We start from the raw sequence: 15245 nt of genomic DNA, 5'->3' as shown, positions 1-15245 counted from the left end.
AGGAACAGGAGGTGCGCGCTCACGCAGTAATGCTGCGTGTTCCCCCCGCTGCGCGCACGCCTGCTGCGCCTCGCGCGGGGACCCGCGGGCGCTACGGAGCCGGCTGGCTCGCGCCCGCCTCCGGACTCTCCGGGATCAGGTGGGACAGCACCATCACACTGATCGTCTTCCGGATGAACGGCTCCGCACGGATCCGCTCCAGCACCTCCTCGAAGTGCTCCACGTCCCGCGCCCGCAGATGCAGCAGCGCGTCGGCGCCCCCGGTCACCGTCATCGCCGCGGCGATCTCCGGATGGTTGCGCACCACCTCCGCCAGCCGCCGGGGCGGCGCCGCCCCCTCGCAGTACACCTCGACGTACGCCTCCGTGCGCCAGCCCAGCGCCGACGGCCGCACCGTCGCCGTGAACCCGGTGATCACCCCCGTCTCGCGCAGACGGTCCACCCTGCGCTTGACCGCCGTCGACGACAGGCCGACCGCCGCGCCGATCTCGGCGAAGGACGTCCGGGCGTTCGCCACCAGCGCGGTGACGATCTGTCGGTCCAGCTCGTCGAACGGTGCCGGCCTGCTGCTCATACCCGCACTGTAACCAGCACCGGCAGGCCCTCGCCGTCCGACGGGAAAGCCCACGTCCGAGCCATGTCCAGACGCGGAAATCCCCCCTAGACTCCACCTTCATGCTGCGCGCCCTCGCCGTCGACGACGAACGCCCCTCGCTGGAGGAACTGCTCTACCTGCTGCACGCGGACCCCCGCATCGGCAGTGCCGAGGGCGCCGGCGACGCGACCGGGGCGCTGCGCCGCATCAACCGCGCGCTGGAGTCGGGGCCCGACGGACCCGAGGCCATCGACGTCGTCTTCCTCGACATCCAGATGCCCGGCCTCGACGGCCTCGACCTCGCCCGGCTGCTCGGCGGCTTCGCCCGGCCGCCGCTGGTCGTGTTCGTCACCGCGCACGAGGACTTCGCCGTGCAGGCGTTCGACCTCAAGGCCGTGGACTACGTCCTCAAGCCCGTCCGCACGGAACGGCTGGCCGAAGCGGTCCGTCGCGTCGTCGAACTGCGCGCCGCCGAACAGCGCGACAGCACCCCGCGCATCCCCGTGCACGAACCCGACCCGGACCACATAGCCGTCGAACTCGGCGGAGTGACCCGCTTCGTCGTGGTCGACGACATCACGCACGTGGAGGCCCAGGGCGACTACGCCCGCCTGCACACCGACCGCGGCAGCCACCTCGTCCGCATACCGCTGTCCACCCTGGAGGAACGCTGGCGCTCACGCGGCTTCGTCCGCATCCACCGCCGCCATCTCGTCGCCCTGCGCCACATCGGGGAACTCCGTCTCGGAACGGGCACCGTGAGTGTCCTGATCGGCTCCGAGGAGCTCCAGGTCAGCCGGCGGCACACCCGCGAACTGCGGGACCTGCTGATGCGCAGGACCACGGGCTGAGGGGAGAAGGCGTGCAGGACCCGACCGAACGCCGGGTGGTCGTCACCGGCCCGCCCCGCCGCACCCGCCGCTCCTCCGGTTACTACCGCCCGCGCACCGAGATCGACGAGCAGACCACCCTCGGCCACACCTACGTCCGTTCCCTGATGCGCATCCAACTGCGCACCGGCCTGACCGTGTTCGCGGTCCTCGTCCTGCTCGTCGGACCGCTCCCGCTGGTCTTCGCGGCCGCCCCGGACGCCCGCCGGCTGGAGTGGGTGGTACTCGGCTTCGGGCTCTACCCGCCACTGGTCCTGCTCGCCCGCTGGTACGTACACCGCGCCGAACGCAACGAACGTGACTTCGTGCGGCTCGTCGAGGACCGCTGAGGAAACCCGGGCGCCGTGAACTCCAGTTACGCCGTACCCGCCGTGGCCCTCGTCGTCCTGGCGACCATCCTCGTCGGCGCCTTCGGCCTGCGCATCTCCCGCACCACCTCCGACTTCTACGTCGCCTCCCGCACGGTCGGCCCCCGCCTGAACGCGGCCGCCATCAGCGGCGAGTACCTCTCCGCCGCGTCCTTCCTCGGCATCGCGGGCCTGGTCCTGGTCCAGGGTCCCGACATGCTCTGGTACCCGGTCGGCTACACCGCCGGCTATCTGGTCCTGCTGTTGTTCGTCGCCGCACCGCTGCGCCGCTCCGGCGCCTACACACTGCCCGACTTCGCCGAGGCCCGCCTCGTCTCGCACGCCGTGCGGCGGCTCGCGGGTGCCTTCGTCGTCGGCGTCGGCTGGCTGTACCTGCTGCCCCAGCTCCAGGGCGCGGGACTCACCCTGACCGTGCTGACCGGTGCCCCCGACTGGCTCGGCGGAGTGATCGTCGCCGTCGTGGTCACCGTCATCGTCGCCGCCGGCGGCATGCGCAGCATCACCTTCGTGCAGGCCTTCCAGTACTGGCTCAAGCTCACCGCCCTGCTCGTGCCCGCCCTGTTCCTGGTCCTCGCCTGGCAGAGCGACGGGGCGCCCAGTCACGCCTTCGACGAACCCGCGGCCTTCCGCGAACAGCGTGTCGTCCGCGTCGACGACACCGTCGACCTGAGAATCGCCGGCCCGCTGGCCGTCACCGTGGACGGCACCGTCGACGGCCGCGAACACGACGGCACCGAGGTCCACCTGACCGCCGGCACCCACCGCATCGACGGCGGCACCCGGCTGACCTTCGCCGAGGGGGCCGAGGTCCCGGCCGCGGGACGCGGCGCCGACGACGCCCTGACGCCCTCCCGCGCCGAGTCCCGCGAGGAACGCCCGCTGTACGCCACGTACGGACTGATCCTCGCCACCTTCTTCGGCACGATGGGCCTGCCGCACGTGGTGGTCCGCTACTACACCAGCCCGCACGGTGTCGCCGCCCGTCGTACCACCGTCGCCGTTCTCGGCCTGATCGGCGCCTTCTACCTGCTGCCTCCCGTCTACGGAGCCCTCGGCCGCCTGTACGCCCCCGAACTGGCCCTCACCGGTGACGCGGACGCCGCCGTGCTCCTGCTGCCCGGCCGCATGTTTGGGGGAGTGGGCGGCGACCTGCTCGGCGCGCTGGTCGCCGGGGGCGCCTTCGCCGCGTTCCTGTCCACGGCCTCCGGGCTGACCATGGCCGTGGCCGGCGTGATCACCCAGGACGTCCTGCCCTCGCGCGGCGTACGGCACTTCAGGCTCGGCACGGTCCTCGCCATGGCCGTCCCGCTCCTGGCCAGCGTCCTGGTCGGCGGGCTGCCGGTGGCCGACGCCGTGGGGCTCGCCTTCGCCGTGTCGGCCTCCTCGTTCTGCCCGCTGCTCGTCCTGGGCATCTGGTGGCGCCGGCTCACCCCGCCCGGCGCGGCGGCCGGCATGCTGGTCGGCGGCGGCTCCGCCTTCCTCGCCGTCGCCGCGACCATGGCCGGTTACCCGGGCCAGGGCGCCTGGCACGCGCTGCTCGCCTGGCCCGCCCTGTGGTCGGTGCCGGTGGGCTTCCTCACCATGATCCTGGTCTCCCTGGCCACCCCCGGCCGGGTGCCGCCCGGCACGGCGGCGGTGCTCGCCCGGTTCCATCTGCCGGAGGAACTGCGAACGGAGGTGTCGTCCAAGTGAGCGGATTCCTGGCGGGCCTGTGCGTCGCCGTCCTGCCCCTGCTGGCCGCCGGCTTCTGGCTCGGCCGGCGCACCGCACGGTCGCCCGGCCTCGCCGGCCTCGGCACCCCCGTCGAGCACGCCACCTTCGAGACCCTGCACACCGCTTCCCTGGCCACACCCCCGCTCCGCGCCGGACTGACCGAGGAGACCGCCGGCCGGTCCGCCCGCAAACTGCGCTCCCTGCTCGGCACCGACGCCCTGTGCCTCACCGACCGCGAACAGGTCCTCGTCTGGGACGGTGCCGGCGCCCATCACCGCACCGAGATCATGGAACGCCTGGCCGGCCCCCTCGAGTCCGGACGCGGCGAGGCCTTCCCCCTCACCTGCGACACCCCCGACTGCGCGGTGCGCTGGGCCGTCGTGGCCCCGCTCACCGTCGACGACCGGGTGCACGGTGCCCTCGTCGCCTGCGCGCCCCGCGAGTCCGCGGTCCTGGTCCGGGCTGCCGCGGAGGTCGCCCGCTGGGTCTCCGTCCAGCTCGAACTCGCCGATCTCGACCAGTCCCGCACCCGCCTCATCGAGGCCGAGATCAGGGCGCTGCGGGCCCAGATATCCCCGCACTTCATTTTCAACTCACTCGCCGTGATCGCCTCGTTCGTGCGTACCGACCCCGAGCGGGCCCGCGAGCTGCTGCTGGAGTTCGCCGACTTCACCCGCTACTCGTTCCGCCGGCACGGCGACTTCACCACCCTCGCCGACGAGCTCCATGCCATCGACCACTACCTGGCGCTGGTCCGGGCCCGCTTCGGCGACCGTCTCTCCGTCACCCTGCAGATCGCTCCCGAGGTGCTCCCGGTCGCCCTGCCCTTCCTCTGTCTGCAGCCCCTGGTCGAGAACGCCGTCAAGCACGGCCTCGAGGGCAAGGCCGACAAGTGCCACATCCAGATCACCGCACAGGACACCGGTGCCGAAGCCCTCGTCGTGATCGAGGACGACGGCGCCGGAATGGACCCCGGCCTGCTGCGCCGCATCCTCGCCCGCGAGGTCGACCACACGGGCGGCATCGGCCTGTCCAACGTCGACGACCGGCTCCGCCAGGTGTACGGCGACGACCACGGCCTCGTCATCGAGACCGCGGTCGGCGCGGGCATGAGAGTCACCGTCCGGCTGCCGAAGTACCAGCCGGGCGTGCACCTGGCGGGCCGGCTCACACCGAAGTGAGCCGCCCGCCGGTCGGGTGCCGGGACAGGCTCGGCCAGGGCCTGTCCGGTGGCTCAGGCACTGTGTGTGGTGACCATGGCGAGGGTGATCAGCCCCAGGACGACCCAGCCGAACCACAGCCATCCGTTGCTGCCGAGCGCCACCGTGTAGGCCGTCACGACGACGAGCCCGCCGACGGTGAGTACTCCCATGGTCTTCGTCGAGGTGGAACCGTTGCTGGAACCGGGCATCGCGACACCCTCCTCATGGTTCGGTTCCCTCCATGGTGCCCCCGTTCTGCCGCTTTACCGTGCACACGACGACATGCAGGCCCGTGTCCCAGGACAGCTCACCGGTCCACGCCCCGGCTTCGTGGACGGACGGGTCGAAGCCGTAGTCACGCGGCGGCACGTCACGGGCGCAGGCCGTGTCCGCCAGTGCGCGCGCCTCGGTGAGCGTGACCTCCTCGCCCAGTCGGGTGAACCCGAGTACCTGCTCCTCGTACCGGCCACCGCACGGCACCAGCAGGGCCCGACGCCCCGGACGCGTGTCCAGGCAGTCCCGGCGCTGCATCGACACAATATCCGCGATCGCCGTGCCGTACGGGCGACGGTCGCCGAGCGGTCCGTACACCGGCCCCCGCGCCCCCAGGACCAGACAGGCGGTGCGCCGCCCGGTCTCCTCGAAACCCTCCGGGACGGGTACGACGGCGAGAGGGCGTACCGCGGCCATACGCCCGCGGAACTCCCGGGTGGCCTCCTCGCACCGGGCCGGACCCAGCTCCCGCGCCTCCTCGGCGGAGGCGGCCCCGACGAACCCCATGACCTGCCCGTCGACCTCCCGGCCCGCCGCGCCCGCACAGGCCGGTTCGACGCTGAGCCGGGGCACGCCGGCGAACCGGCGGCCACCGGGCCAGACGGCGCGCACGCAGTCGCCCCGCTCGAGTGGTTCGGCGAGTCCCACGGCATCCCCGTACGGTGCCGTCGCCCTCCCGTCGTCCGTCCGGCCGGCCAGCGCGTACCAGGCGCCGCCCAGGGCCAGCAGCACGCCGAGCCCGACGGCGGCAGCCGCCCGCGGGACGGGGCGGCGCGGACGCTGATGTGCGGGTGCGGGTGCCGTGCGTCCCGCGGGAGCCACGTCTTCAGCGGCTCCCGCGGGCGCTGTGGTGCCCGCGGGCGGGGCCGGTGCGGCCCAGGGCGGCTGGGAGCCCAGGCCGGTGGGCGGCCGGGCGTACGACTGCGACTCGGGTGTGACGAGCCGCGACAGCTCAGCCTCCAGCACCCGTGCGGACGTCCGCCGCCGGGGGTCCTTCTCGAGCAGGCCCCGCAGCACCGGCCCCAGGGCGCCCGCCCGCACCGGCCGGTGCGGCTCCTCCGTGACGACCGCCGCGATCGACGCGAGCGGTGACTCCCGCTCGAAGGGGCCGCGTCCCTCGACACCGTGGTACAGCGTGCAGCCCAGGGAGAACAGGTCGGCGGCCGGCGTCGCCGGACTCCCGGTGGCGCGCTCCGGCGCCGGCCAGCCCTCGGTGCCGACCACCCCGGACGCCGAGGTGTGCCGCGGTTCACCGGTGCCCGGCCGCACGGAGATGCCGTAGTCGGTGAGCAGGACCCGCCCGTACGGCGCGCTGGCGCGGTCCGGGGCGAGCAGGATGTTCGCCGGTTTCACGTCCCGGTGGAGCACGCCCCGCTCGTGACCGGTGGTCAGCGCGTCCAGTACGGCCAGCCCGACCCGGGCACACTCGGCGGGAGCGAGCGCGCCGCGCCGGGCGACCAGCTCCCTCAGGTTCACGGCGCCCGCCACGTACTCCATGACGACCCACGGCAGGCCCTCGTGCTCCACGACGTCGTGCACGGTCACCACATGCGGGTGATCACGCAGACCGGCCGCGTGCCGGACCTCCGCGCGGGCACGGGCGACCCTGGGCTCCCGCTCCTGCCCCGGCCCGGCCGGATCGTCGGACACGATCTCCTTGAGGACGACCTCACAGGTGAGTCTCTGGTCATGGGCCAGCCAGACGTGCCCCGTACCGCCCCGGCCCAGCCGGTGCAGCAGCACATAACGGCCGGCGACGACCCGGCCCGCTCCCGACGACGACGCGCGCAGTGCCATGACCGCTTCTCCCCCCGGCGACCGCTTCCCCCTCCGGCGGCCCGCCTCTGGCGGCTCATGCTACTGAACGGTGGCACCTCTCAGGTGAATCGGGGAGAAAGTGAGCGACAGGGAGAGAAGGGGGGAGAAAGTGATCGAAAGGGTTCATTTCCCAGTGGGGTGCAAGGAGGCCAGGTAGGCGTTGTACGCCTCGAGTTCCTTGTCCCCGTCGCGGTCCGCGGCCCGGTCGGTGCGCTTGGCCTGCCGCTGGTCCGAGGCGTACCACTGGAACAGCAGTGCGATCAGTACCAGCACGGACGGGACCTCGCTGAACGCCCAGGCGATACCGCCGGCCGCGTTCTGGTCGGACAGCGCGTCGATACCCAGCGAGCCCGGAGGGTTCTGGAAGCTCGTCACCATCGGCGCGGACGCCATCATCAGCGCGATGCCGAAGAACGCGTGGAACGGCATGCCCGCGAACAGCTCCAGCATCCGCATCAGATGGCCCGGCCGGTGCGGGCCCGGATCCACACCCATGATCGGCCAGAAGAACACCAGGCCGACCGCGAGGAAGTGCACCATCATCGCGATGTGCCCCACCCGGGAGCCCATCAGGAAGTCGAACAGCGGGGTGAAGTACAGCCCGTACAGGCTCGCGATGAACATCGGGATGGTGAACAGCGGGTGGGTGACGACCCGCATGTAGCGGCTGTGCAGCAGCATCAGCAGCAGTTCGCGCAGCCCCTTGCTGCCGCGGGCGGCCGGCGGCAGGGCGCGCAGCGCCAGCGTGATCGGGGCGCCGAGCAGGAGCAGGATGGGCGACACCATGCTGATGACCATGTGCTGCACCATGTGCACGCTGAACATGACCATGCCGTAGTCGTTCAGCCCGGTGCACATCATGAGACCGATGCTCAGCACGCCGAGGACGAACGAGACGGTCCGTCCCACCGGCCACTTGTCGCCGCGCCGCGTCAGGCGCACGACCGCCCAGCCGTACAGCCCCAGTCCCAGCAGGCAGGCGACGAGGAAGAAGGGGTCCGCCGACCAGGCGAGCCCTCGCCCCAGCGTGAACGGCGGCAGATCCATGGTCATGCCGTGCCCGCTGTGATCCATCCGCCGGCTCCGTTTCGTGGGGGGTTGTCCGCCGTCTGTCCGCACCAGACTAGAACCGCCCCCGGCCGCGGCTGCGACCGGGGGCGGCTTCGCCCGGCGGCTGCCGGAGCGACGACGGGCGGCAGGTGCTACAGGACACACTCCGACTCGGCGTAGCGGTCCTCGGGCACCGTCTTCAGCGTCTCGACGGCCTCGGCCAGCGGCACCGTCACGATGTCCGTCCCGCGCAGCGCGGTCATCCGTCCGAACTCCCCGCGGTGCGCGGCCTCAACGGCGTGCCAGCCGAACCGGGTGGCCAGCACCCTGTCGTACGCGGTCGGGGTCCCGCCGCGCTGGGTGTGTCCGAGGATCACCGGACGCGCCTCCTTGCCGAGCCGTGCCTCCAGTTCGACGGAGAGCTGCCGTGCGATCCCGGCGAACCGCTCATGGCCGTAGACGTCCTTGCCGCCCTCGTCGAAGTCCATGCCTCCGGCCCGCGGCTTGGCGCCCTCCGCGGCGACCACGATGGCGAACCGCTTGCCCGCCGAGAACCGCGCGCCGACCTTCGCGGCCAGCTCCTCGATGTCGAAGGGCCGCTCCGGCACCACGATCGCGTGCGCGCCGGCCGCCATGCCGGAGTGCAGGGCGATCCAGCCGGTGTGACGGCCCATGACCTCCACGATGAGCACCCGCTGGTGGGACTCGGCGGTCGTCTTCAGCCGGTCCAGCGCCTCGGTCGCCACACCGACGGCCGTGTCGAAACCGAAGGTGACGTCGGTGACGGCGATGTCGTTGTCGATGGTCTTCGGCACGCCCACTATCGGCAGGCCGTTGTCCGACAGCAGCCGGGCAGCCTTCAGGGTGCCCTCACCGCCGATCGGGATGATCGCGTCGAGGCCGAGCTCCTGGACGTGCCCCCTGGCCCGTACCACCCCGTCCCGCAGATGCTCGGGACGGACCCGGGAGGAGCCGAGGATGGTGCCGCCGAGGGAGAGGATGCCGCCCACCGCGTCGAGGTCGAGCTTGAGGTAGTCGCCCTCCAGGAGGCCCTTCCAGCCGTCCCGGAAGCCGACGACCTCGTCGCCGTGGTCGACGACGGCACGGTGCACGACGGAGCGGATGACGGCGTTCAGGCCGGGGCAGTCGCCGCCGGACGTGAGGACACCAATACGCATAGCCCGAAACAACCTTCTAGCCGTGGGCCGGGACCGGACCGCGTCGTCCGGCTCGATCCCCGCCACCCTAGCGGCACCGGGGGGTGGGACCGAAGAGCGCGTCCGCCTACTGGACTACCGTGCTCACCTGTGCGAATCAGCCCTCGGACGGGCCGGGGGCACCGGCCCGTCCGAGGGGGCACAGGGGAGCGCGGGGCCTACGCGGGCTGCTGCGAGGCCGAGATGCGCTCGTCCCTCAGCGCCTCGTACCAGTGGTCGTCGGTCGGCGGCAGCGCGTTGACGTCGAGCGCCAGCTTCAGCATCAGGTCCGCGATCTGCGGGTTGCGGGCCAGCACCGGACCGTGCATGTACGTGCCGAACACGGTGTCGTTGTAGGCGCCCTCGGTGCCGTCCCCCGTGCCGTTTCCGTTGCCGAAACGCACCCGGGCGAGCGGGCGGGCCGTCGGACCGAGGTGGGTGACGCCCTGGTGGTTCTCGAAACCGGTCAGCGGCGGCAGTCCCAGCGGCGGGTCGATGTCGCCCAGCACGTCGCCGACGCACCGCGCGCCCTCGCCGCGCACCGAGACGACGTCGAGCAGGCCCAGGCCGGGCTCCCGCTGGCCGAGGTCGTTGATGAACTCGTGGCCGAGGATCTGGTAGCCGGCGCACACGGAGAACACGATCGCGCCGTTCCCCACCGCCCGGTGCAGGCCGCCGTCCCGGCGCAGCCGCTCGGCCGCGAGCCGCTGCGGACGGTCCTCACCGCCGCCGATCAGGTAGATGTCGCCGGACGTCGGGATCGGCTGGTCGCTGCGCACGTCGAGCCGGGACACGTCGAGGCCGCGCTGCCGGGCCCGGCGCTCCACGACGAGCACGTTGCCCTGGTCGCCGTAGGTGCTCAGCAGGTCGGGGTAGATCCATACGATCCGCAGACCGTTGTCGCTCATGAAGTCACTGTCCTTGTGAGTACGTCGCGATGCGTCGCCGGCGTCAGTTGCCGACGCGGCGGCGCAGGTCCTGGAACGCGGTGTAGTTGGCGATGACCTCGATCCGGCCGGGCGGGCACTGCTGGAGTGCCTGGTCGAGGTCCTCGCAGACCTGGAACTGCTGGTTCGCCACCTCGAGCCGCACCGCGAGGTCCAGCTTCCGGTCGCCGAGGACGACGATCGGGTGGCCGGTCAGCCGGGTGTAGTCGACGTCCCACAGCCAGGAGGTGTCGGTGCCGTCGGCGGAGCGGGCGTTCACCGACAGGATCACCGGGGTGGGCGGCGGGTCGATGAGAGAGAACGTCTCCAGCCAGCCCGCGGGGTTCTTGGCGAGCAGCAGCCGCAGGTCACGGCCCTGGTACTGGACGACGTCGTACCGGCCGGCGACGGCCTGCACCTGGTACATGCGCTCCAGGGCGACCTGCGGGGGCACTCCGAACACCGCGGCGACGGCCGCGGAACTCGCGGCGTTGGCCTTGTTGGCGCGGCCCGGCAGCTGGAGGTGGATCGGCCAGGCGGAGCCGTGCGGGTCGAGGACGTGGTCGCCGGAGAGTGCCCAGCTCGGGGTGGGCCGGCGGAAGCCGCACTCGCCGCAGAACCAGTCGTCGCCGGGGCGCTGCATCACGCCGCCGCAGGACGGGCAGGACCAGGCGTCGTCCTTCCACATCTGGCCCGCGGCGACCCAGATCACGTTGGGGGAGGAGGACGCGGCCCACACGACCAGCGGGTCGTCGCAGTTGGCGACGACGACCGCCTTGGAGCCGGCCAGGCCCTCGCGCCAGTTCTCCGCGAGCATCCGGGTCTCGCCGGCCCGGTCGAGCTGGTCGCGGGAGAGGTTGAGCAGGGCGATGCACTTGGGGTCGGTGTCGCGGGCGACACCGGCGAGGTACTTCTCGTCGACCTCGATGACGCCGAACTTCGACTCCGAGCCGCCCGCGAGCGCCGAGGTGATGCCCGCGGGCATGTTGGCGCCGAGGGCGTTGGACACGACCGGCCCGGCGGCCCGCAGGGCCTCCGCGATGAGCCGGGTGGTGGTGGTCTTGCCGTTGGTCGCCGACACCAGGATGCAGTCCAGGTTCTGGGCGAGCCGGGCGAGGAGATCGGGGTCGAGTTTGAGCGCGACCCGGCCACCGATCACCGAACCGCTGCCGCGTCCCGCGGCGCGTGATGCCGCTGCGACCGCCTTGCCGGCGGTCACGGCCAGCTTGGCCCGCGGCGTGAGCGGGTCCGAGTTGCCTGCCATCAAGTCTCGATCCTCCTTGCGTACGCGCCGCGCCTGTGGCTGACGGCCACGTGGTGTGAACCTCAGCCTATCGAGATCCGTTCGCACTCCAGAACCACGTCGCCACCCAGGGGACGGGAGTTGCTGCCAGGACCGTACTCTGACCGCCATGCGAGACGGTTCCCTTCCCGGTGTCCACGGTCGTGTCCGGCCCCTCACACTGCTCGGCGACCCGGTGCTGCACGCTCCCTGCGAGGAGGTGACCGACTTCGGCCCGGAACTGGCCCGCCTCGTGGAGGACTTGTTCGCGACGATGTACGCCGCACGGGGTGTGGGCCTGGCCGCCAACCAGGTGGGTGTGCCACTGCGGGTGTTCGTGTACGACTGCCCGGACGACGAGGACGTCCGCCATCTGGGCCATGTGGTCAACCCGCGGCTGGTCGAGACGGACGGCGTGGTGGTGCGCGGCCCGGAGGGCTGTCTGTCGCTGCCGGGCCTGGAAGCCGGGACGGAACGTCACGACCACGCGGTCGTCGAGGGCCGCACGGCGACCGGGGAGCCGGTCACCGTGCACGGCACGGGTTTCTTCGCCCGGTGCCTGCAGCACGAGTGCGACCACCTGGAGGGACGCGTCTACGCCGACCGCCTGACCGGCTGGCGCCGGCGCAGACTCACCCGCCAGGCGCGGCGGGCCTCCTGGAGCGGGCGGGACCGGGTGAAGCGAGCAGAGCAGGCGGAGCAGGTGGAAAGAGAAGGGTGAAGGGGGCGGACTGCTCCGGAGCGGACGGCGGGCCCGGGGCTCAGAACCCGGGCCCGCCGACCCGGTCGCCCGCCGCCGCCAGCCGGCCCCACAGCAGGTCGGCCAGGCTGCGCACCAGCTCGGCCCGGGAGCACGGCCGTTCGCCGAGCCACCAGTCGCCGGCCGCGTGCATCATGCCGACGATCCCGTGCCCCCACACACGGGCCAGTTGCTGGCTGCCGGGGCCGAGGTCCAGTCGCTCCTCGATGACCTGGGCCAGTTCCTCGCCCATGCGCCGCAGCAGCGGCGCCGAGTGTCTGCCGACGTCGAAGCCCTGGTCGCCGGGCGAACCCTCCGCCGGGTGCATCAGGAACCGGTACACCTGGGGGCGCAGCTCGATCGCCGCGAGATAGGTGTCCAGGGTGTTCTCGACCCGTTCCCGCCGGTCGGCCGGGGCGTCCAGAGCCGCCCGCAGCGAGGCCAGCAGGGCGTCGGTGTGCCGCTGGGCGAGGGCGGCGTACAGGCCCCCCTTGTCGCCGAAGTGCCGGTAGAGGATCGGTTTGGTGATGCCCGCCTCGGCGGCGATCGCGTTCATCGAGGCGTGCGGGCCGTCGCGCAGCACCACCCGGTCGGCGGCCTCCAGCAGCTCGCGCCGACGGCGGTCGGCGGCCCTCTGCTGATCGGTCCGCTGTGTGGTGTCCATGATCTCTCCCCACCCCTGCTGATTCGGTGACGCCCGGGCAAACTAACACTGACGGTGTGACCTGCGGCGGACGGGATGTCGGGAGGGCCGGGGAGTTGACTTTTCCTACTTGTCGGTAACAGACTCTGGTTACCGCAAGTAACATGCACGTGCGTCGCCGCTGGAGGGGACATGGCCGAGTTCACCATGGAGCTCAACGACGAACAGAAGGAGGTCCGGGACTGGCTCCACGGCTTCGCCGCCGATGTGATCCGCCCCGCGGCCGCCGAGTGGGACGAGCGCGAGGAGACTCCCTGGCCGGTCATCCAGGAGGCGGCCAAGGTCGGCATCTACTCCCTCGACTTCTACGCCCAGCAGTACTTCGACGCCACCGGCCTCGGCATCCCCATGGCGATGGAGGAGCTGTTCTGGGGCGACGCGGGCATCGCCCTGTCCATCGTCGGCACCGGCCTCGCGGCCGTCGGCGTCCTCGCCAACGGCACCGAGGAACAGATCGGCACCTGGATCCCCCAGATGTACGGGGACGCCAACGACGTCAAGGTCGCCGCCTTCTGCTCCTCCGAGCCCGACGCCGGCTCCGACGTCGCCTCCCTGCGTACGCGTGCCGTGTACGACGAGGCCAGGGACGAGTGGGTGATCAACGGCACCAAGACCTGGGCGACCAACGGCGGCATCGCCAACGTCCACGTCGTCGTCGCGGTCGTCGACCCGGAGCTCGGCTCCAAGGGCCACGCCTCGTTCATCATCCCGCCGAACACCCCCGGCTGCTCCCAGGGCCAGAAGTTCAAGAAGCACGGCATCCGCGCCTCGCACACCGCCGAGGTGATCCTGGACGGCGTCCGCGTGCCCGGTTCCTGCCTGCTCGGCGGCAAGGAGAAGCTCGACGAACGCCTCGCCCGCGCCCGGGAGCGGGCCAGGCAGGGCGGGGAGCGGGTGAAGAACGCCGCGATGGCCACCTTCGAGGCGTCCCGCCCCGCGGTCGGCGCCATGGCGGTCGGCACTGCCCGCGCCGCCTACGAGGTCGCCCTGGAGTACGCGCAGACCCGCGAGCAGTTCGGCCGCCCGATCATCGACAACCAGGGCGTCGCCTTCCAGCTGGCCGACATGCGCACCCAGATCGACGCCGCCCGCCTCCTGGTGTGGCGTGCCTCCTGGATGGCCGTGAACGGCAAGCCGTTCACGGCGGCCGAGGGCTCGATGTCCAAGCTGTACGCCAGCGAGACCGCCAAGACGGTCACCGCCCAGGCGATACAGATCCTCGGCGGCAACGGCTACACGCGTGAGTACCCGGTGGAGCGCATGCACCGCGACGCCGCGATCTACACGATCTTCGAGGGCACGAGCGAGATCCAGCGCCTGGTCATCGCCCGCACCCTGTCGGGCATGCCCATCCGCTAGGTACGGTGGCCGGGGGCAGGCAACGAGGGCGGCACGGCGGCGTGGTCCACGTCCCGGGCCGCCGTGCCGTCAAAGGACTGCCGTGCCCCGGACCGCCGGGCGCCGTGTCGTTTCGGGTGACGTCCACCGGCTCCTGGGGGACCATGGTGGGGGAGCCGGTCACCCCACGGACCGGCCGACCGACGCGACGGAGACCGCGATGACGCGCACGGCCCGGGAACTGCTGGAGACGATCACGCGGGAACTGGCCCCGGACCCCCGGTCCAACCCGCTCGTACCGCTGATCGCCCGCGGTGAGGCCGACCGGGACACCCTGGCCGCGCTCGCCCTGGAACAGAGCCGGGTGATACCCGCCGACCGCCGTGCCTTCCAGCACCTGGCGGACCGGTCCGCGGACCAGCCGGGGGCCGCCGCGTACTTCACCGCCCTCGCCGGGGGCGAGGACCTGGCGGCGGCCCGGCTGGACGCCTTCGCCGCCGCCTGTGGCGTGGACCGGGAGCGTGCGGCGGCGTACGACCCCCTGCCCGGCTGCCAGGCCTATCCCGCCTACGTCGCCTGGCTGGCCCTCAACGCGGCACCGGCCGACGCCGTCCTCTCCGTGACCGCCAACTTCTCGGCCTGGGGAGGCTACTGCGCCACCATCGCCCGGGCGCTGCGCACGCACTACGGCTTCACCGACGAAGCCTGCGCGTTCTTCGACCTCTTCGCCGAACCGGCCCCCGGCCTGGACCGGACGGCGGCGGAAGCGGTCCAGGAGGGCCTGGACACGGGCCGCCTCGACGAGAGCCTGGCGCGCCGGTACGGCCACCTGCTGCAGAGCTACGAGTCGCTGTTCTGGAGGACGCTGCTCCGGCCGGTCTGAACACATGACCGACGACCGCCGGCCGCACCCTAGGCCCTGCTCCCGCTGCTGTGCGCGATGCACGCCACGTCGATCCGGTCGGCCAGCTTCGCCAGTTCGATGGTGAGCGCGGCGACCGTGTCCTCGTCGAGCCGGTCGTCGCCGGACTCCACGAGATGCAGCCACCGGCCGCCCACCGTGCGCAGCAATTTGCTCACGTCCGCCGCGGAGACCTGCAAGGTACCGCGGTGGTCGACGATCAGAGGCAGAGTCACTTCGCGGTTCACAGA

At 72.1% G+C, this 15245-nt stretch carries 16 protein-coding genes; 7 read left to right on the top strand and 9 right to left on the bottom strand.

All coding sequences use genetic code 11. The annotated features are described in order from the left end of the window. Positions 1-91 precede the first annotated feature (91 nt). Entirely contained in the window at positions 92-574 is a 483-nt protein-coding gene (locus ORI94_RS14835; RefSeq protein ID WP_266075349.1) for an Lrp/AsnC family transcriptional regulator, read from the bottom strand. Between the two features lie 101 nt (positions 575-675). On the opposite strand from ORI94_RS14835, the gene ORI94_RS14830 reads away from it, so the two are divergent. From ORI94_RS14830 to ORI94_RS14815, 4 genes are read left to right on the top strand one after another with little or no spacing between them, the layout of a single operon-like run. Further along, positions 676-1446, top strand: a complete 771-nt coding sequence (locus tag ORI94_RS14830) for a LytR/AlgR family response regulator transcription factor (RefSeq protein WP_266075346.1) — start codon at positions 676-678, stop codon at positions 1444-1446. An 11-nt stretch (positions 1447-1457) separates the two neighbouring features. Next, positions 1458-1814, top strand: a complete 357-nt coding sequence (locus tag ORI94_RS14825) for a hypothetical protein (RefSeq protein ID WP_266075344.1) — start codon at positions 1458-1460, stop codon at positions 1812-1814. A gap of 15 nt (positions 1815-1829) precedes the next feature. Continuing rightward, on the top strand, positions 1830-3545 hold the full coding sequence (locus ORI94_RS14820; RefSeq protein ID WP_266075342.1) for a cation acetate symporter: 1716 nt from the start codon (positions 1830-1832) through the stop codon (positions 3543-3545). Next, positions 3542-4747 carry a sensor histidine kinase gene (locus ORI94_RS14815; protein WP_266075340.1) on the top strand — a complete coding sequence of 402 codons (1206 nt, stop codon included), beginning with the start codon at positions 3542-3544 and terminating at the stop codon, positions 4745-4747. Before ORI94_RS14820 ends, ORI94_RS14815 begins: the two co-directional genes overlap by 4 nt. Before the next feature lie 53 nt (positions 4748-4800). Here ORI94_RS14815 and ORI94_RS14810 read toward each other — a convergent pair whose 3' ends face one another. The 6 genes from ORI94_RS14810 to ORI94_RS14785 all read right to left on the bottom strand — a co-directional run bounded on the left by ORI94_RS14810 (position 4801) and on the right by ORI94_RS14785 (position 11295). After that, entirely contained in the window at positions 4801-4977 is a 177-nt protein-coding gene (locus ORI94_RS14810) for a hypothetical protein (protein ID WP_266075338.1), read from the bottom strand. Between the two features lie 13 nt (positions 4978-4990). Then, a complete protein-coding gene (locus ORI94_RS14805) occupies positions 4991-6838 on the bottom strand; it encodes a serine/threonine-protein kinase (protein ID WP_266075336.1) in 1848 nt (615 codons plus the stop codon). A gap of 144 nt (positions 6839-6982) precedes the next feature. Then, positions 6983-7933 carry a cytochrome c oxidase assembly protein gene (locus ORI94_RS14800; protein WP_266075334.1) on the bottom strand — a complete coding sequence of 317 codons (951 nt, stop codon included), beginning with the start codon at positions 7931-7933 and terminating at the stop codon, positions 6983-6985. Positions 7934-8061: 128 nt separating this feature from the next. Beyond that, positions 8062-9087: a 6-phosphofructokinase gene (locus tag ORI94_RS14795; RefSeq protein ID WP_266075332.1), complete on the bottom strand. Its 1026-nt coding sequence runs from the start codon at positions 9085-9087 to the stop codon at positions 8062-8064. Positions 9088-9284: 197 nt separating this feature from the next. Next, positions 9285-10013 (bottom strand): type 1 glutamine amidotransferase, encoded by a 729-nt coding sequence (locus ORI94_RS14790; protein ID WP_042169609.1) that lies wholly within the window; start codon positions 10011-10013, stop codon positions 9285-9287. Positions 10014-10056: 43 nt separating this feature from the next. Then, the gene (locus ORI94_RS14785) at positions 10057-11295 is read right to left on the bottom strand and encodes a Mur ligase family protein (RefSeq protein WP_266075330.1); all 1239 of its coding nucleotides are present in this window, start codon (positions 11293-11295) and stop codon (positions 10057-10059) included. Between the two features lie 148 nt (positions 11296-11443). On the opposite strand from ORI94_RS14785, the gene def reads away from it, so the two are divergent. After that, positions 11444-12034, top strand: a complete 591-nt coding sequence (gene def / locus ORI94_RS14780) for a peptide deformylase (protein ID WP_266075328.1) — start codon at positions 11444-11446, stop codon at positions 12032-12034. Positions 12035-12074: 40 nt separating this feature from the next. Here def and ORI94_RS14775 read toward each other — a convergent pair whose 3' ends face one another. Next, the gene (locus tag ORI94_RS14775; RefSeq protein WP_266075326.1) at positions 12075-12716 is read right to left on the bottom strand and encodes a TetR family transcriptional regulator; all 642 of its coding nucleotides are present in this window, start codon (positions 12714-12716) and stop codon (positions 12075-12077) included. Between the two features lie 171 nt (positions 12717-12887). Here ORI94_RS14775 and ORI94_RS14770 point away from each other — a divergent pair, with 171 nt between their 5' ends. Both ORI94_RS14770 and ORI94_RS14765 read left to right on the top strand, forming a co-directional pair. Continuing rightward, a complete protein-coding gene (locus ORI94_RS14770; RefSeq protein ID WP_266075324.1) occupies positions 12888-14114 on the top strand; it encodes an acyl-CoA dehydrogenase family protein in 1227 nt (408 codons plus the stop codon). A 199-nt stretch (positions 14115-14313) separates the two neighbouring features. After that, the gene (locus ORI94_RS14765; RefSeq protein WP_266075322.1) at positions 14314-14976 is read left to right on the top strand and encodes a transcriptional regulator; all 663 of its coding nucleotides are present in this window, start codon (positions 14314-14316) and stop codon (positions 14974-14976) included. A 29-nt stretch (positions 14977-15005) separates the two neighbouring features. On the opposite strand, the gene ORI94_RS14760 is transcribed toward ORI94_RS14765, so the two are convergent. Continuing rightward, a complete protein-coding gene (locus ORI94_RS14760) occupies positions 15006-15242 on the bottom strand; it encodes a DUF6213 family protein (protein ID WP_266075320.1) in 237 nt (78 codons plus the stop codon). Positions 15243-15245: the final 3 nt, after the last annotated feature.

The sequence above is a fragment of the Streptomyces sp. NEAU-W12 genome, assembly GCF_026242095.1.
GTDB lineage: Bacteria > Actinomycetota > Actinomycetes > Streptomycetales > Streptomycetaceae > Streptomyces.
This window is presented reverse-complemented; position numbering and strand designations above follow the sequence as displayed.